The sequence below is a fragment of the Phenylobacterium sp. VNQ135 genome, from assembly GCF_049445735.1.
GTDB lineage: Bacteria > Pseudomonadota > Alphaproteobacteria > Caulobacterales > Caulobacteraceae > Phenylobacterium.
The window spans coordinates 375,079-392,184 of record NZ_JBMSDS010000001.1; the positions used below are offsets into that span (position 1 = coordinate 375,079).

The 17,106-nt window shown below is 68.5% G+C and carries 14 protein-coding genes and 1 tRNA gene; 6 read left to right on the plus strand and 9 right to left on the minus strand.

Annotated elements, in window-relative coordinates; translation table 11 throughout:
• Window positions 1-123 precede the first annotated feature (123 nt).
• A complete protein-coding gene (gene gcvA / locus ACO2Q0_RS01855; RefSeq protein WP_423349775.1) occupies window positions 124-1,080 on the plus strand; it encodes a transcriptional regulator GcvA in 957 nt (318 codons plus the stop codon).
• A 16-nt stretch (window positions 1,081-1,096) separates the two neighbouring features.
• On the plus strand, window positions 1,097-1,417 hold the full coding sequence (locus ACO2Q0_RS01860; protein WP_423349776.1) for a chorismate mutase: 321 nt from the start codon (window positions 1,097-1,099) through the stop codon (window positions 1,415-1,417).
• On the opposite strand, the gene ACO2Q0_RS01865 is transcribed toward ACO2Q0_RS01860, so the two are convergent.
• Entirely contained in the window at window positions 1,414-1,941 is a 528-nt protein-coding gene (locus tag ACO2Q0_RS01865; protein WP_423349777.1) for a DUF1993 domain-containing protein, read from the minus strand. The genes ACO2Q0_RS01860 and ACO2Q0_RS01865 overlap by 4 nt on opposite strands.
• A 62-nt stretch (window positions 1,942-2,003) precedes the next feature.
• Window positions 2,004-2,336, minus strand: a complete 333-nt coding sequence (locus ACO2Q0_RS01870; RefSeq protein ID WP_423349778.1) for an Hpt domain-containing protein — start codon at window positions 2,334-2,336, stop codon at window positions 2,004-2,006.
• A 92-nt stretch (window positions 2,337-2,428) separates the two neighbouring features.
• Here ACO2Q0_RS01870 and ACO2Q0_RS01875 point away from each other — a divergent pair.
• Window positions 2,429-2,504, plus strand: a tRNA-Lys gene (locus ACO2Q0_RS01875).
• 109 nt (window positions 2,505-2,613) lie between these two features.
• Here ACO2Q0_RS01875 and ACO2Q0_RS01880 read toward each other — a convergent pair.
• The 3 genes from ACO2Q0_RS01880 to ACO2Q0_RS01890 all read right to left on the minus strand — a co-directional run bounded on the left by ACO2Q0_RS01880 (window position 2,614) and on the right by ACO2Q0_RS01890 (window position 5,011).
• Window positions 2,614-3,534, minus strand: coding sequence for a hypothetical protein (locus tag ACO2Q0_RS01880; RefSeq protein WP_423349779.1), 921 nt, complete (start codon window positions 3,532-3,534; stop codon window positions 2,614-2,616).
• Between the two features lie 29 nt (window positions 3,535-3,563).
• Window positions 3,564-4,244 (minus strand): TetR/AcrR family transcriptional regulator, encoded by a 681-nt coding sequence (locus ACO2Q0_RS01885; RefSeq protein ID WP_423349780.1) that lies wholly within the window; start codon window positions 4,242-4,244, stop codon window positions 3,564-3,566.
• Window positions 4,245-4,351: 107 nt separating this feature from the next.
• On the minus strand, window positions 4,352-5,011 hold the full coding sequence (locus ACO2Q0_RS01890; RefSeq protein WP_423349781.1) for a TetR/AcrR family transcriptional regulator: 660 nt from the start codon (window positions 5,009-5,011) through the stop codon (window positions 4,352-4,354).
• 182 nt (window positions 5,012-5,193) lie between these two features.
• Here ACO2Q0_RS01890 and ACO2Q0_RS01895 point away from each other — a divergent pair, with 182 nt between their 5' ends.
• The 3 genes from ACO2Q0_RS01895 to ACO2Q0_RS01905 all read left to right on the plus strand — a co-directional run bounded on the left by ACO2Q0_RS01895 (window position 5,194) and on the right by ACO2Q0_RS01905 (window position 12,139).
• Window positions 5,194-8,184, plus strand: a complete 2,991-nt coding sequence (locus ACO2Q0_RS01895; RefSeq protein ID WP_423349782.1) for a TonB-dependent receptor domain-containing protein — start codon at window positions 5,194-5,196, stop codon at window positions 8,182-8,184.
• Between the two features lie 192 nt (window positions 8,185-8,376).
• Complete coding sequence (locus ACO2Q0_RS01900) at window positions 8,377-9,045, plus strand: TetR/AcrR family transcriptional regulator (RefSeq protein ID WP_423349783.1); 669 nt, start codon at window positions 8,377-8,379, stop codon at window positions 9,043-9,045.
• Window positions 9,046-9,193: 148 nt separating this feature from the next.
• Window positions 9,194-12,139, plus strand: a complete 2,946-nt coding sequence (locus ACO2Q0_RS01905) for a TonB-dependent receptor plug domain-containing protein (RefSeq protein ID WP_423349784.1) — start codon at window positions 9,194-9,196, stop codon at window positions 12,137-12,139.
• A gap of 78 nt (window positions 12,140-12,217) precedes the next feature.
• Here the strand turns inward: ACO2Q0_RS01905 and ACO2Q0_RS01910 are convergent, their stop codons facing one another.
• The 4 genes from ACO2Q0_RS01910 to ACO2Q0_RS01925 are packed head-to-tail and all read right to left on the minus strand — an operon-like array spanning window position 12,218 to window position 16,894.
• Entirely contained in the window at window positions 12,218-12,679 is a 462-nt protein-coding gene (locus ACO2Q0_RS01910) for a hypothetical protein (RefSeq protein ID WP_423349785.1), read from the minus strand.
• Window positions 12,676-14,022, minus strand: coding sequence for a DUF1552 domain-containing protein (locus ACO2Q0_RS01915; RefSeq protein ID WP_423349786.1), 1,347 nt, complete (start codon window positions 14,020-14,022; stop codon window positions 12,676-12,678). The genes ACO2Q0_RS01910 and ACO2Q0_RS01915 overlap by 4 nt, the downstream gene beginning before the upstream one ends.
• Window positions 14,019-15,734 carry a DUF1592 domain-containing protein gene (locus ACO2Q0_RS01920; protein ID WP_423349787.1) on the minus strand — a complete coding sequence of 572 codons (1,716 nt, stop codon included), beginning with the start codon at window positions 15,732-15,734 and terminating at the stop codon, window positions 14,019-14,021. The genes ACO2Q0_RS01915 and ACO2Q0_RS01920 overlap by 4 nt, the downstream gene beginning before the upstream one ends.
• The gene (locus ACO2Q0_RS01925; protein WP_423349788.1) at window positions 15,734-16,894 is read right to left on the minus strand and encodes a hypothetical protein; all 1,161 of its coding nucleotides are present in this window, start codon (window positions 16,892-16,894) and stop codon (window positions 15,734-15,736) included. Before ACO2Q0_RS01925 ends, ACO2Q0_RS01920 begins: the two co-directional genes overlap by 1 nt.
• Window positions 16,895-17,106 lie beyond the last annotated feature (212 nt).

Sequence of the window (17,106 nt, forward strand, 5' to 3'; positions counted from 1 at the left end):
GCCCGTCCCGCCGACCGTCCACCGGTGAAAAGGGCCGATACACCTGCGGACGCTTGCAATAAGGGTCCGGACCGCCCAATTCGCAACCCAAGGACTTCTGCCGGGGCTGTCAGAGATTCTTCTATGGACCGTAACAACCAGCGACGCCGGCTTCCGCCGCTCAATGCCTTGCGCGCCTTCGAAGCGGCCGCGCGGCACCTGAACTTCAGCCGGGCGGCGGACGAGCTGGCGGTCACGCCCGGCGCCGTCTCCCAGCAGATCCAGAACCTCGAGGACTACGTCGGCGCCGCCCTGTTCAAGCGCACGCCCAAGGGCCTGCTGCTGACCGACGCGGCCCAGACCGCCCTTCCCGCCCTCCGCGAAGCCTTCGACCGTCTGGCCGAGGCTGCCAGCCTGCTCACCGCCGCCGTCGACGGCCGTCGCCTGACGATCACCGCCGCGCCGTCCTTCGCCGCCAAGTGGCTGGTGCCGAGGCTGGGCGCCTTCGAGCGCGTCCATCCGCAGGTCGACGTCTGGCTATCGGCCGGCATGGAGCTCGTTGACCTCACCGCCGGGGAGGTCGACCTCGCCATCCGCTATGGCGCGGGACGCTATCCCGGCCTCGAGGTCCGCCGCCTGATGAGCGAGACCGTGATCCCGGTGATCAGCCCCGATCTCCTGGCCCAGCAGCCTCTGGAGACGCCCGAGGACCTCGCCAACCACGTCCTGCTGCACGACGGCTCGCCCGACCCGGACGATTCCTGCCCCGACTGGTCGATGTGGCTCACCGCCCGCGGGCTCCGCGGCATCGACGGCCAGCGCGGCCCGCGCTTCAACCAATCCAGCCTGGTGATCGAGGCGGCCGCCAACGGCCGCGGCGTGGCGCTGGCCAAACGCGCGCTAGCCCAGGCCGACCTGGAAGCCGGCCGCCTCGTGGCGCCTTTGCAGATCGCCACGGCCGTCGACTTCGCCTATTACCTCGTCCATCCCAAGGCCAAGGGTCGGCTGCCGCAGGTGAAAGCCTTCATCGGCTGGATCGAAGCGGAGGCGCAGGCGCACGAAGCGGCGCTCGCAGCCATCGACAACGGCGCCGGCATCTGACGATCAGACGAGACGAATGACGACTGCTATCGACGACCGCCCGCGTCCCGCGGACTGCACCACCATGGCCGAGGTCCGCCAGGGCGTGGACGCCCTGGACCGCCAGCTCGTGGCCCTGCTGCTCGAGCGCCAGGGCTACATGGACGCCGCCGCCCGCATCAAGCAGGACCGCGACACGGTCCGCGACAACGCCCGCGTCGAGGACGTGGTCGCCAAGGTGAAGGCCGAGGCTCGCCGGATCGGCCTCTCCGAAGAGATCGCCGAACCCGTATGGCGCACGCTGATCGAGCAGTGCATCCGCTACGAGTTCGGCGTCTGGGATCGGCTGCGGGCCTAGGCCAGCTCTTCGACCGGGAACGCGCCCGCCAGATAGTCCAGCTTGCCCAGCGGCACACCCTGCTGGCGCAGCAGCGCGTAAGCCATGGTCACGTGGAAGAAGAAGTTCGGCAGCGAGAACTTCAGCAGGAAGTCGCGGCCGCTGAACTTGATGGTCCGGTTCGGCATCGGCAGCTCGATCGTGGCGTCCTCCCGGCCATTGACCTGCTCCGGCTTCACGCTCTCGACGAAGGCGATCGTCTTCTCGATCCGCTCGCGCAGCTCGGGGAAGGTCGTCTCCACGTCGGGAAAGCTGGGCGGCGTCTGGCCGGAAAGGCGCGCCGCGCCGTTCTTGGCCGCGTCCGACGCCATGTGGATCTGCCGGTTGAACGGCAGCATGTCCTCGATCAGCCGCACGTCGGCGTAGGTGTTGGGATCCTTGGCCTCGGCCCTGGCGTGCGCCTCGGCCTTGTCGACGATGGCCAGAAGGTTGCGCAGCATCTGCAGATAGACGGGGATCGACGCTTCATGGAGCGACAGGGACATTGGGACGCCTCCTCACGGCCAAGGTTTGAGCCCTGCCACATAGGCATGCGGCCGGGACGTCGCTAGCCGCCTCCGATGCGCGTCAGATAGCCCTCGATCGCCGCGATCGCCTCCTCGAGTTCGACCCGGACGGGGCCCAGCATCTCCGGCCCGTCGAACTCGGCCCTGCTGGCCGCCTCGCCGAGGCGTCGCGCCCCGATGCCCAGGGCCGAGCCCTTGATGGTATGGGCGACCTCGCGCTGGTCGACATCCGACGCGGCCAGCGCCTCGACCCAGCCGACCGCCTGTTCCCGGAAGGTGGCGAGCACCTCGGCGATCACCTGCTGGTCGCCGGCGCAGAAGCCTTCGAGGTAGCCGAAATCGACCGCGCCATCCTCTTCAGCACCCGTCGCCAAAGTCTTTCTCCTGAAGCGCCTTGCCAAGCGAAGGAATTTGCGTATTTTCCGCGCCCTCGCCGCCGGGCCTGTGAAGGCCTCGGAGCCGGGACGGGTGTATAGCTCAGTTGGTAGAGCAGCTGACTCTTAATCAGCGGGTCCAAGGTTCGAATCCTTGTACACCCACCATTATTTTCCTCGACTTTTTGCCTTCCTGAGGCGGCAGCGAAGCGGCTGTCCGCGGGAGCCCGACAGCGAAGAGTCGGCCTGCGGAACCGCGGCGGCGGATCGACGTGGATCAGGCCTGCGCCGCGTCGGCATAGCCTGCGTAGGAATGCTTCAGCGTGGCGTGGTTCAGCAGCATCTCGGCCACGAGCTTCGTTCCGCTGGCGTCGAACACGCGCGTCCGCACCCAGTAGGATTCGGTCCGCTTGCTTTCGGACAGGGCCACCACCTCGCGCCGTAGGACGTATTCCTCACCGACGAACAGCGGGCCGTCGATCAGCCGGATCTCCTGATCGGCGAAGAGGCCAACGGCAGGCCCTTTCACCGGCAGCGCCGCGTCGCGGCTGGTGTACTCGAACAGCACGCTGAGCATCTCGAAGGGAATGATCGGGCGGCCCCAGGGCGAGGCGTTCGCGTCGGAGAACCAGGGCGAGTTCTCGGTGATGGCCGCCAGCTTCTGGTTCAGGCTGAAAGGATACAGCGCGCCCATGTTCTGGTCGGGATCCATGCGCACGCGCTCGTCGCGGGCGCCGGTCATGCCGACCTTCAGGTCCTCCAGGATCAGCAGCTTGCCCGGCGGACGCAGCGCCGCCATCCGCGTCTCCAGAAGGGTCGGCCCGGCGTCCGGGCCGATGCTGGCGCTGGCCTCCAGGACAGGCGTGCCGTCGGCCTTCTCGGCCCAGATGCGGGTCGAGACGGCGCCTTCCGCCGGCAGTTCGGCGAACGCGCGGACCTCCTCGCCTTCCACGACCATGTTCAGGAAGTGCGCCGAGATGCAGCCGCGTTCGAACCAGGCCTGCCCCCAGATCTTCGCAAGCAGGGGCTGAAACTGGCTGAAGTGCGTCGGCCCCTCGATGGGCCCGGCGCGGAACCCCAGCTTCTCGGCCATGGCGTCGTCGTGGATCGACGTATGGCCGCCGTAGGCCTGGTCCGCCAGCATCTGGCGCGGCTTGCGGAGCGGCCCGGCGAGGCTGAGGGGCGTAGCGAAACTCATCTGCATCTCCAATGGCGGCCTGCGCGCGCTCAGTCGTCCTTCTCCACCTCGCGCTCCGACTCGCTGTCGCGAAGCAGCCGCTCGGTGAGCATCTCCTTGTACCAGTGCAGGAGGTCGAGGCCGGGTTTGATGGCGTCGGCGTCCTTGGAGAACATGAGCAGGATCGACAGGCCCTGCATGGCGGCGCGGTTGAGCTGGGACATGGCCTCGACCGTCGCCCGGTCGGTGATCCCCGCCTGCTGCGCCGTCTCCCAGGTGCCCTCGCGCTGGGAACGGGCCAGCTCGTCCGCCAGGGCCGGGAAACGCTCGCCCAGTTCAGGGTCCGAGCGACTGGCCATCATGATCTCCAGCAGCGCGATCGCCGCCGGCTGGCTCAGCGCCTCCCACGTCACGTCGGTCAGGCCGATGAAGCGCTCCCGCCCCCGCGGATAGGCCTTCAGCGCCTGGCGGAAGAAGGCGTTCTGCTTCTCCACCACGTACTGCGCCACCGCCAGCATGAGATCCACCTTGGTCCCAAACTGGTGAAGCATCGCGCCGCGGCTGAAGCCCGCCTCCTCCGCGACCAGCGTCGTCGTCGTCGCCGCGTAGCCGTACTTGTGCAGGCAGAAGATCGCGGCCTCTATCAGACGCTCCTGCGTCGCCGCGCTCCGCTCCTCGTGGGTCAGGTGCGTCCGCCCCCGCCGCCGATCCACCTTGAGTCGATCCGCCATTCCGTCTCGCCCCGCAGCCTTCTCGTGTGATTGTAGAGGCGACAGGCAACCTCCTCCTGGCAGTCGAGCATTACGGCGCTTGCGCCGCAAGCCGATCGCCTCGGGCGTCATTCCCCTTCCGCCTGCGGCGCCAGCCGCTCGGTCAGCACCGCCTTGTGGCTCCGCAGGAGGTCGAGGCCGGGTTTGATGGCGTCGGCGTCCTTGGAGAACATGAGCAGGATGGACAGGCCCTGCATGGCGGCGCGGTTGAGCTGGGACATGGCTTCCACCGTCGCCCGGTCGGTGATCCCCGCCTGCTGCGCCGTCTCCCAGGTGCCTTCGCGCTGGGATCGGGCCAGCTCGTCCGCCAGGGCCGGGAAACGCTCGCCCAGCTCAGGGTCCGACCGGCTGGCCATCATGATCTCCAGCAGCGCAATCGCCGCCGGCTGGCTCAGCGCCTCCCACGTCACGTCGGTCAGCCCGATGAAGCGCTCCCGCCCTCGAGGATAGGCCTTCAGCGCCTGGCGGAAGAAGGCGTTCTGCTTCTCCACCACGTACTGCGCCACCGCCAGCATGAGATCCACCTTGGTCCCAAACTGGTGAAGCATCGCGCCGCGGCTGAAGCCCGCCTCCTCCGCGACCAGCGTCGTCGTCGTCGCCGCGTAGCCGTACTTGTGCAGGCAGAAGATCGCGGCCTCTATCAGACGCTCCTGCGTCGCCGCGCTCCGCTCCTCGTGGGTCAGGTGCGTCCGCCCCCGCCGCCGATCCACCGTCCGCTGCTCCGTCAAACGCCCGGCGCAAGCTGGGGCGGCCAAAAGATACATTCATGTATGCACGTACAGGATTGACTGTAAATGTACGGCAAAGCCATAGTCGCGGCCTCGGGTCCGCAGGGCCCGCGGGAAAGGCGGTCACAGAACCGCCGAGCCGGCCTCAGGGCCGGAGGGAAACGCAAGGGAGGGGTCTCTCGATGTCGGCCATTCGTCTCGCCGCGAGCGCGTCCGCGCTCGCGCTCGGTTTCGCGCTCGCCGGAACCGCCACCGCCCAGGAGGCCGCGGAGGTCGACGAGGTCGTCGTCACCGGCACCCTGCTGCAGGGCGCCATGAAGACGGGCGCGCTCCCCGTCCAGGTGCTCGGCGCCGAGGAACTGAAGAAGCGGGGCGACCCCTCCACGCTGGAGCTGATCAAGACGATCCCGGCGGTGGGGGCGACGATCGGGGAAACCAATCGCCTGAACGGACAGAACGCGGGCGGCTACAGCATCAACCTGCGGGGCCTAGGCGCCGACAAGACCCTGGTGCTCCTGAACGGACGGCGGATGCCGACCATCCAGCTGATCGACGGCGGGGCCGTCGACGCCGCGCTCATGCCGAGCGCCGCTCTTGGCCGGGTGGAGGTGCTCACGGATGGTGCGGCTGCGACCTACGGTTCGGACGCGATGGGTGGGGTGGTCAACTTCATCACCCGCACAAACCAGAACGACTTCCGGATCGACGGGAACTACAGCTACATCCGCGGCTCGGAAGGCGACTACACGCTCAACACCTCGTGGGGACGCTCGGGCGACTGGGGCAACGTGCTCCTCGCGGGCAGCTATTATCACCGCTCCGAACTGGGGCAGGATCAGCGGGGGTGGGCGATCCGCCCCTTCACCCTCGATCCCCAGAACGGCTGGGCGGCGAGCGGCAATCCCGGCTCCTATCTCACCGGAGCGGCGCGCACCCAGGCCGGGTTCAACTCGGCGTTCCTGGATCCCGGTTGCGCGCCGCTCGGCGGGCTGGTGACGGGCACGGGCAACAGCGCGCGCTGCCAGTATCACAACGCCCGCTTCAACAACCTCGTGGACGACACCGACGGCTATTCGGTGTTCGGCCAGGTCACGGTGGAGCTGCCGGCCGAACAGCAGTTCCACAGCGAGGTCCTGGTCGCCGGCCACGTCGTTCCCCATGACGTGCAGCAGCCGAGCTACGCGCCAAGCAACTTCCCGCTCTCGGTGCAGAACGGCGGCAACAACCCGTTCCCGGCGCCTCCGGGGACGGACGGCATCCGGGGCTACTTCATCCCTGCGAACCACCCGGGCCTGCAGACGCTGATCGCGCTGAACCCCGGCGCCTTCACCAGCGCCCAGCTCGCCAACATCCAGGCCAACGGCGTGCTGACGAACAGCGCCGCCGGGGCCTGGCGCCCCTACGGCTACGGCGGCAATCCGCTCACCGGCGACGCTTTCCGATCGAACCGGACCGGGCGCTCGTTCCGGGTGTCCGGCGGCTTCAGCGGCGCCCTGCCCCTGGGCATGAAGTACGACACCGCCCTCACGTACGGTGAATACCGGTTCAGCCGACGCACCTCGGAAATGTCGGTCGAGAACCTGCAATGGGCGCTCCTGGGGCTGGGCGGCTTCGGCTGTACGCCCGGCGGAACGAACCCGGCCACGAGCACGCCCGGCCAGGGTCCCTGCCTCTGGTTCAACCCGTTCTCGACCGGCATCGCGAGCAACGCGCAGACCGGCCAGGTGAATCCGCAATACGCCCAGGCCGTCGCGCGCGACCCGCGGGTCGTCAATTCGGAGGAGGTCGCCCGCTTCCTCGAGCCCTACGGCTACAATTTCAAGGACATCAACCGCACCATCGTCGCCGACGCGACCCTGACCGGCGAGGTCCCGCTGGAACTCTGGGCCGGGCGCAACGTCGCCTGGGCTGTCGGCGCCCAGTACATCTGGACGCAGGACGTGAAGGAGGTGCCGGCGGAGACCAACTTCAACTCCGCGCCCTGCCCGATGAAGGGTGTCACCACCTGCATCGCGAAGACCGGCCCCCTGACCTTCTTCGGCGCAGTTCCGCCCTACGATCTGAAGTCCGAGCGCTGGGCGGTGTTCGGCGAGCTGTTTCTGCCGATCACGGACAGCCTGGAGGCGCAGCTCGCAGTCCGCCACGAAGACCTGGGCGACATCGGCACGACGACGAACCCCAAAGCCTCGCTGCGCTGGCAGGCGACCGAATGGCTCGCCCTCCGCGGCTCGGCCGGCACGACGTTCAAGGCGCCCTACCCCACGCGGACGACGGGTCTCGTCACCTCCGGCGGCGTCGTGGCCCAGCTCGGCGTCTATAAGGCCACCGACACCGTCGGAAACCCCGATCTGAAGCCCGAGAAGGCCGACAACTTCAGCGCCGGCGGCATCCTGACCGTGGGCGGCCTCACCGCCACGGTGGACTACTACCTGATCAAGCTGAAGGGGGTGATCGAGGGAGACACCGCCGCCAATCTGATCAGCACGTTCTTCGGCTCCTCGGTGAGCAGCCCCAACAAGTGCAGCTCAGACCCGAACAATCCCTACTGGGCGCTGCAACAGCGCTTCACCTTCACAGGCGGCGTCGGCGATCCGGCCACCTGCGCGCTGCAGAACCTGCAGCGCACCCGTCTGACCTACGACAACAAGCAGGACTACACGGTGTCCGGCCTCGACGTGGTCTTGGACTACCGGATCCCGGACGTCCTCTGGGACGGCGACGTCAGGGTGGGCGGCGACCTCAACTACGTCTTCAAGTACCGCGGCTCCGGCAGCTACACGGAAGGCATCCTGATCACCCAGGGTCGGGACTACGCCGGCACCACCAACTTCAACGCCGTTCCGCGCTGGAAGGCCAATGCCTTCGCCGAGTACTCGCGCGGCCCGGACAACCTGCGCGTGACGGTCCACTACATCGACGGAATGACCAACGACAGCCCGTCGATCTTCCCGCCCACCGCGACCAACCGGTTCGCCGAGCACATGGAAGCCTGGATTCCGGTGGACGTCGTCTATCGCCGCGAGCTGCCGTGGGGCGACTCCGCTGTCACGCTGGCGATCCTCAACGTCTTCGACCGCGACCCGCCGCCCATGCGCCAGGACTTCGCCTACAATACCTACACGGCGAACCCCCTCGGCCGCGTCTTCCGCATCGGCTTCGCCAAGACCTTCTGAGATCCGGGCGCACTTCCTCCCTAGCCCGACTGGCCGGTCCGCCCTGCGGACCGGCCGCTTTCGTTGGCCGCGGTACATCTTGCGGGCTCCGGCGAAGCCTCCTAGTTGTGCCCGAGAGGGGGGCCGCAACGTCATCGTGACTCCGGCCGGACGGCGCGGCGAAAACGGCGTCGCGGGAAGGAACCTAGACGCTTGGCCCGAACGCAAGCGAAGAAGCCGACGCCCAAGCCCCGGTCGCGCCGCACCAACGCCGAACGCAGCGCAACCACCCGCGCCAAGCTGATCGAGACGACGATCGCGTGCCTGCACGAGCTCGGCTACTCGGCCACCACGACCCTCGAGATCGCGGCGCGGGCCGAGGTGACCCGTGGGGCGATTCTCCACCACTTCCCGACCAAGGTGGACCTGATCCTCGCAGTCGCGTCCCACATCGCCGACGCCCAGTTCCGCGATCGTCGGCGGGCGCTGATGGCCGTGCCCCGGGGCTACGAGCGCTTCATGGCGCTGACCGAGGTCACCTGGCGCTCCAGCATCGAGCCCCCGGCCATCGCGCTCCTCGAGATCATGGTCGGCAGCCGCAGCGACCCCGCCCTGGCCGAGGAGCTGCCGCGCCTCATGGCGCAGATCGAGCGACGCCACCAGGAGGGTGTTTGGGAGATCGCCGTCGACGCGGGGATCACCGACCACGAGACCATCCACGCCATGGTGACCCTGCACATCGCCGCCATGCAGGGCCTCTCGATCCGTCTGATGCACTCGAACGACCGCAGTCAGCTCGAGCCGCCGATCGAGCTTCTGAAGATGTACCGGGCGTTCCTAACCCAGCACCTCATCGACAAGGCCCGCTCCGATTCCTCCTGAGGCGGGCCCTACCCCCGCGTCGGACAGGCGCCCCAAAACATACATTCAAGAATGTATCTTGACAGCCGGCGCTGTGCTCCGCAGCCTTGCTTTGCGGTCCGGGCTCGACCTCGGCGCCGTCCAGACAAAGAACCGGGGGAGGATACCGATGGCTCGGCTCCATCAAGCCGCTCGCGCCCGCTGCTGGCTGCAATCGGCCAGCGCCATGGCTCTGCTGGCCGCGGGGCTCTGCCCCGGCGCCGCCTACGCTCAGGCCCCAGCCAGCGAACTCGGCGAAGTGGTGGTGACGGGCTCCCGCACCGCCCGCGACGGGTCGCAGGCGCCGACGCCGGTCACCGTCGTCGCGGCCGACGAGCTGGAGCGCTCCTCACCCCGCAACGTCGTCGAGGGCCTCATCAGCCTCCCCGCCTTCCGCGGATCGACGAGCACGAACACGCCGGCGCTGAGCACGGCCAACAACAACACGGGAAGCTTCCTCAACCTGCGAGGCCTAGGCGCGCAACGCACCCTTGTGCTGCTCGACGGCCGCCGCGTCGCGCCGGCGGCCAACAACGGGGCGACCAACTTCAACCTGCTGCCGCAATCGCTGATCAGCCGCGTGGACGTCGTCACCGGCGGGGCCTCGGCCGCCTACGGCTCGGACGCCGTCGCGGGCGTGGTCAACGTCGTGCTGCAGACGGACTTCGAGGGCCTGAAGGGCTCAGTCCAGGGCGGTCTGTCCAGCCATGACGACGTGGCCTCCCAGAAGATCAGCCTCACCGCCGGAGAAGGCTTCCTCGACGACCGCCTGCATGTCGTAGGCAGCCTGTTCTACAATCATACCGACGAGGTGCTGAGCGCGCTCGGAGCCCGCGACTGGGCCTCCGACGGCGACGGCCGACTGATCATCGGAACCGGCGCCGGGCAGTACAGCGCCATCTTCCGGAATGTGAACCAGAACAACTACAACGGCGGCGTCATTCTTCCCGGCACGGCGAACGGCCCCGCGAACCTCGTGGGTCCGAACGGCCTGTTCCCCACGGGCGTCAAGTTCCTGCCCGGCGGCGTGTCGTCGGTCTACAACCGGGGCACGAACGTCACCGCAAACAACGCGGTCGGCGGCGACGGCTCGCGCAACACCACCAGCCTGGCCGGCGGGCTCGAGCAGACCAGCGTGTTCGGCCGGGCGACCTACGACGTCAGCGAGGACCTGGAGATCTATGGCCAGGTGATGGGCGCGAGGGCGCGCAACATCTACCAGCCGTCGACGAACCAGAACGTGACGGCGACCGCGATCACCATCTTCGAGGGCAATCCATTCATTCCCGCGGACATCGCCGCCGCCCTGGCCGCCTCGGCGCCGACCACCACCGCCGGGACCGCCTGTGGCCGCGCAGCCGGGACGCCGACCGTGGGCCTGCGTTGCTTCAAGCTCTCGCGGATCCACCAGGAGGACGTCGGCGGTTTCAACCGCATCACCAACATCGCCAAGAACGAGACCATCGACGTGGTGGTGGGCTTCGACGCCCGCGTGTTCGGCGGCTACCGCCTGAGCGGCTACTACGAACACGGATACAACGACTACAAGACCCGCACCCACGACAACGCCAAGTGGGAGAACTTCTTCGCGGCGGTCGACGCCGTCCGCGATCCGGTGAGCGGCCAGATCGTGTGCCGCACGACGCTGACGAACCCCGGCCTTTATCCGGGCTGCACGCCGCTGAACCTGTTCGGCTTCGGCTCCCCGTCGCAGGAAGCGCTGCAGTACGCGTTCGTGACCAGCTGGTTCCGCACCGAGATCGAGCAGGACACCGCCGCCCTCGACCTGGCCGGCGAGCCCTTCAGCCTGCCGGCGGGACCCGTTGCGGTCGCCGTGGGCGCCGAGTACCGCCGCTTCCGGGTGGACCAGACCGCCGACCCCGGCAACAGCGAGATCAAGGACGGCACCGGCATCCGCGGGTTCCCCTCGTCTCTCGTCGGACTACCGGGCGCCTACAACTTCGGCAACGTGTCGGTGTTCGAAGGCGAGGTGAAGGTTAAGGAGCTCTACGCCGAGGCCACCATCCCCCTCGTGCGCGACGCGCCGCTGTTCCACAGCCTCGAGCTGAACGCCGCCGGTCGCTACACCCACTACAGCACCAGCGGCGGCGTCACGACGTACAAGCTGGGCGCCGTCTGGAGCCCGGTCGAGTCGGTCCGCTTCCGCGGCACCTATTCGCGCGACATCCGCGCGCCGAGTCCGATCGAGCTGTTCCAGGGCAACGGCCAGGGGGCCCAGACCGTCATCGACCCCTTCAACGGCAGCCAGACGTTCAACATCCTGGGCAGCGTGCGCGGCAATCCCGACCTGGATCCGGAGAAGGCCGACACCTTCGCCGCGGGCGTCGTCCTGCAGCCCGCCTTCCTCCCCGGCTTCACCGCCGCGATCGACTACTACGACATCACCGTGAAGGGTGCGATCGGGACCCTCACGACCCAGGTGACCGTCGACTCCTGCTTCCAGGGCAACGCGGCCCTCTGCTCCAACATCGTCCGCGACGCCAACGGCGTGATCATCTCGGTGCTGCAGCCCTACCTCAACCTTCAGAAGCTGAAGACCAGCGGGATCGACGTCGAGCTCAGCTACCGCACCGAGCTGCCGGGCGTGCCCGGCCGCTTCAACGCCCGCGCGCTGATCGGCTATCTCCACGAGTTCTCCACCCAGGCGCCGGGCTCGGCCACGCTCGACACCACGGGACAGGTCGGCTCGGGCGTGTCGAACCCCCGCTACCGCGCGCAGGCGGCGGTCGTCTGGGACAACGGTCCCCTGTCGCTCGGCGTAGAGGCCAACTTCATCGGCGCGGGGTATCAGAACAAGCAGCTGGCGGAAGCGCCCAACGGTCCCAACACCATCGTCGACAACCACGTGCCCGCGGTCACGACCTTCGACGTCAGCGGCCGCTACCGGTTCGGAGACCAGGACCAGTTCGAGGCGTTCGTCGTCGTGAACAACCTGTTCGACAAGGACCCGCCCGTCGCCCCCGGCACGAACTCGGCGAACTTCATCCAGACCAACTACGAGCTCTACGAGACGATCGGGCGCTACTACACCGCCGGCGTACGGTTCCGCTTCTGACGGCGGAAGCCGCGCCTGCCGGGACCCCCGGCGGGCGCGGCGCGTCATGGCCAGCCCGGGCGAACGCCGCGCGGCGCGTCAGACGGGCGGTCCGGGCTTCTTCTGGAAGAAAGCGGTGAAGTCGCCGTCGAGCCAGGTCTCCTGACCGGTCTCGCAGACGTTGCGCAACACCTGGGGCCCGACTTCGCGCAGACCCAGGCCCGGACGCGGTGTCACCAGGATGGGCGGATCGCCCGGCAGGTAGGCGAACTTGGTCCAGCCGGTGAAGGCGCTGGTCGCCGGATCCTTCACGTTCACCTCGCCGCAGAACACGATGCGGTCGTTGACCAGCTCGAAACGCTTGTAGTTGGCGCGCACGTTGCGGAACTGCGCCTCGCCGTAGTTCGGGATCTGCGTCTGGCCCTGCCGCGGCAGGGCCAGGGTGTTCGGCGCCTGGGTCGCGTAGGTCTTCGCCGCCTCGGCCATGTCGGCGGGATCGGACGCCAGCGCGGGCGTTGCCGCGGCGACGAGCGCCCCGGCCAGGACGAGACCGCGCCTCACGCCATGACCTCCGTGATCGGTTTGGACGTGGCCATCGAGCCGGTCCCGAACGTACCCACCGGCACGCCGACCAGCTGCTGAGCGGTCAGCGAGACCCGGGTGACGGGATCGGCGCCGACCTTGATGTGCTGGCCGCCCTTGTGCCGCCCGTTGGCGCCGCCGACCAGCAGCATGGGGATATTGTCGATCGAGTGGATCTTGGCCCAGCCCGTGTCGCTGTAGCCCAGCACCAGGGCGTGATCGAGCAGGGTGCCCTCGCCTTCCCTGATGCCCTCGAGCGTTTTCAGGAAGTGGCCGAAGCCGCCGACGCTGATGTCGGCCAGCTCGGACGAGATCGGCTGGTAGCCGAGCTTGCCGTCGATCGGCTCCTCGTGGGTGTGGGCGTGGTACACCGGCGTGTCGCCCGGCCGGTACATCTCGGACGTCGCCGGCGTGAACATGTAGTTGACGACGTTGGTCTGGTTGCAGGCCAGCGCCATCGCGATCAGCTCGCACATGTGCTTGTTGTTGTAGGTCACCGTCGGCACGTCGCCCTTGCGGGGCAGGTCGACGGGCGCTTTCGGCACGACGCAGGCCTCGGCCGGCGGCGGTTCACGCAGCTCGGCGTCCAGCTTCTGCTCCAGCTCGCGGACGGCGGTGTAGTACTGGTCCAGGCGGGCGCGGTCGGAGGTCCCGACATCCTGCCACAGGGCGTCGCGCTGCTCCTTCACCGCCGACAGGACGCTCTTCTTCACCAGCACCTGAGGGTCGGGCTTCCAGTCGCCGGCGTTGGGGTCGTGGAAACCGGGCCCGAACAGCCGCGTGTAGAGGGCCAGCGGGGAGTCGTCGGCCATCTTGAACGCGTCTTCGCCGCGCGAGCTGTACGCCGAGACCGCGCCACGGAAGGGCGTCGCCTCGATCGAGCGGAAGCGGGTCCCGCCGCCGATCTTGTCCGAGATTACCGTGTCGAAGCTGTTCAGCCGGTCGAACGACTTGTCCTTCGCGGGACATTGTCCGGTCATGATCGCCGCCATGCCGGTCCAGTGGGGGTGGGACGGCCGGCCGTCGAGGCCCACGGTGAAGCCGGTGAAGACGCTCGTCTTCTTCTGCAGCGAGCCCTCCAGGAACGCGAGCTGCGGCGGGAGGTCGAAGTTCGGGCCGACCGTCTTGGGCTCCCAGCGCGTGGGCGTCAGCCCCAGGCCCCAGAAGAAGGTGGCGAAGCGCGTAGGCAAAGGCGCGCCGTTGGCAAGCGCCGCCCCGTGTCCGTCCAGGAAGACGTCCAGCAGCGGGATGCCCATCGTTACGGCGCCGCCCCCCAGCAAGCCGCGCAGCATCGAGCGGCGATTGAAGCGCAGGGTTCTCATCGGCCGGTCTCCTTGCGGGGTGCAAAGGTCGCCACGCGGGTGGACGGCTCCGTCGGACCCTTCGTCGCGGGGCTGGCGCCCGGGCGGGCGGTGTAGAGGGCGGGATCGGCCGCCAGGCGCTTCATCAGCGCGGGGACGCGATACCCGTCGTCGGCGAAGCTCTTCGCCAAGGACTGGGCCAGGGGCTTGTCGGGGCCGCTGGCTGGCCGGCCGATGCCTGAGGCCAGCAGGTTCCGGGCGAGACAGGCTGGCGCGCGCGGATTCGCCCGCAGCAGCAGCCCCAGTCCGGTCGCGCCTTCGAACGCTTGGCCGTCGAGCTCGGCCTTCACGTCGATGGGCTCGCCGTTCTCGAACTCGCGGTATTCGCCGAGGGTGTCGAACCGTTCCAGCGCCAGTCCGGGCGGGTCGACCATCGAGTGACAGCTGGCGCAGGTCTCGTCGGTGGCGTGCGCCTCCAGGCGCAGTCGCACCGTCTTCTTGACCATCCCCGCCTCGCCATTGACCTGGCTGAAGTCGACGTCTCCCGGCGGCGCGGGCGTGACCTCGCAGAGGAAGATCTCGTTCAGCGCCACCCCGCGCTTGGTCGGCGAACTGCGCGCCGGATGCGAGAACAGCGACAGGAAGCTGATCTGCGTGAGCACCCCCGAGCGGCCGGAGCCCTCCGGGAAGGTGTACGGCGCCCATTCGGCCTTGGCGGCGTAAGGGGTCTTGTAGACCATCGCCAGGGTCCGGGTGAGGAAGGTCTCGCGCGAGGTGAAGATGTCCCGGTAGTCGCCATTCCGGCGGACCAGCAACTCCACCACCGTACGCAGCGTCTGCTCGCGAGCCTCGCTGGCGAGCTGCTGGCTGTACTTCGGGAACTTGCTCGGATCCTTCGACTGGTGGTCGAAGAGCTCGAGCTGCAGCATGTCGTCGAAAAAGGCGCGCACCCCGTCCTCGAGGCGCGGCGAGGCGGTCAGCCGTTCGACCTGGCCCTGCAGGCCGGCGGGCTTGAGCAGCTCGCCCGTCTCCGCCGCCCGCAGAAGCTCCTCATCCGGCGTGGTGTTCCACAGCAGGTAGCTCAGGCGCGAAGCGCGCGAATATGCGTCGAGGGCGACCGCGCCGTCCGCCGTCCGCCCCTTCCCGGCGCGCTCGATACGGAAGAGGAAGTCAGGGGCGGCCAGCAAGCTCGTCAGCCCCTCGCGCAGGCCGGCGTAGTAATCCTGGTTCTGCGCGGCCACCTCGTGGGCGAGTTTCACCCGCGAGCGCAGCTCCGCCTCGGTGAGGGGTCTGCGGAACAGCAGGCGACCGTACTGGCTTAGCGTCTCGGCCGCGCACGCGTCATCGGGCCCCGCCGGGGCCGCCGGACGACATCCCTTCAGGTTCTCGCGCTGTGCAGGCGCCGTCGCCTGCTCGGCGATGCTCGCCGCCATGGCGTAGTACTGCTCCAACCCGGCGGCGGAGATCGCCGCCCCCGCGGCGCCGACGGCCAGCAGCCCCTCGCGCCGCACTTCGGGTTCGAACCGACCCTGGACCTTGACGCCGGCGCCGAAGATGTCCGCGACGGAGCGCCGATACTGCTCGGCGGTGAGCCGGCGCATCCCGACCACCTCGCCGGCCGAAGCGGACGACCGCGCCGCCACGCCGGCGTCCGTCGCGCAACCGGCGACCGTCATCGCGCCGATCGCCACTGCGGAGGCCAGGGCGAGCGCCCTGAAGGTGCGCCGGGCCATCATGGCGCCACCGGCCCGGCGGCGGCCGCCAGTTGGCTGGGCGCCTTGCCGTCGAAGACGCGCGGCACGGAGACCACCTCGCGCGAGTCCGGCGTCAGCACGAAGGCCGGCACAGCGCGCAGGCGATAGGCCAGCGAGATGCGCCGGTTCTTGCCGGTCTTCGGATCCGGATCGGCGTCGGCGTGCCGCTCCAGCGCATAGTAGAAGCTGGGCAGGTCGATGCCCTGGTTCATCTCGGTGTCGCGGCCGTTCACGGCCTGCTTCTTGTAGAGCACCTTCCAGTCGCGGTAGCCGCCGACATACCCTTCGAGGCCGCCGTCCGGCTTCATCTGGAAGCGAAGGCGTGCCTGGGTGAGCTGGATCTGGTCCGGCATGCGGATGTTCCAGGCCTCGTCCCGGAAGCGCAGCTCCGACGGCGCCTGAGTCTCCACGACCCCGTCGCGGATCGTCGCCTTGACGATGCTCTGCGTCCGAAGGTCGGGCTTCACCGAGAAGCTGACGTCGTGCGCCACCTGGCCGAGCGCGTCCTTCATGATGCGCTCCTGCGCCTGGTAGAAGGCGAAGGTCACGTCGTCGTCGTTCATCGGGTCCTTCGTGCCCGACATCACGATGAGGACCGTGTACAGGCCGTCGCGCATGTAGCCGTTGATGCCGACGCCCCTCTGGGACTTGTAGGGCTGGCCGCGGTAGGACGCCCAGCATCCGGCGGCGCGGTAGTACGCATTGTCGATGCCGGCGACGCCCTCGGGCGTGGCGAAGCCGCCGGTCTTCGGATTGCCGTCGAGGTCGAACCCGTAGGCGATCTTCCCCGTCACCGGCGGCAGGCCCAGGTCCGGCGCCAGCGTCGGGTTCTCCCAGACGTTCTCGTAATTCGGGCCGCGGAAGCGCAGCACGCGCTGCAGGTCGGGCCGATGCTCGGCGTCCATGTAGTAGGCGATGTCGGCGTCCTTGCGCCAACGCGTCTTCAGGACCTTCTTCCAGCCATGCGGCGGCGCCGTGCCCTTCGGACAGTCCGTGCCCGGCGCCGGGTTCTCATCCTTCGGACCGCCGTGGAAGAAGGCCGGCTCCATCCAGTCGACGACATATGCGCGGGTCCAGGGTTCGGCCGCGGCCGCGGACGGCAGCGCCGCCGCGGCGAGCAAGAGGGCGAGAAGCCTCATTCCATGTCTCCTCCGCCGGCTTCTGCGAGCCGGTCCGCACCGTCGCGGCGGGCGCATACATGCAGGGCTGAATGTATACGCGGCGCGCTACGAACCGTCCAACCATCCGGCGCCGAGCAAATAAATGCAATCAAGAATGTTTGTGTGTTGACGACATCGCGTCGCCCTCGTTAGCTCGGGGCAAGAAGCGGCGCTCGACCGCCCGGGAGGAC